At 41.9% G+C, this 246-nt stretch carries 1 protein-coding gene; it reads left to right on the forward strand.

Going from position 1 to position 246, the window contains the following annotated elements:
• A partial coding sequence (locus AC1M9M_RS14885; RefSeq protein WP_481596720.1) for a hypothetical protein occupies window positions 1-246 on the forward strand: 246 nt, incomplete at both ends.

Here is a 246-nt window from a genome sequence, read left to right on the forward strand (position 1 = left end):
AAAAAGCATCTGATGAATTAGACGCTGCGGATGCTGCATTAAAAACCAATGCACAACAAGAGTTTGAAGACTCATTAGCAACAGAAGCGGATTTAACTGCGCTTGAGACGAAGGCGAAAGACCTTCAGACTAAACTCGATGACAATGCAGAGTTGGAAGAGTCAGCAAGATACACTGATGAAACACGTGATGCACTTCAACAAGAAATTAATGAAGCTTTACAACTCGTTGCTGATGGTCGTGATC

The organism is Acinetobacter sp. ANC_7503 (assembly GCF_056780035.1).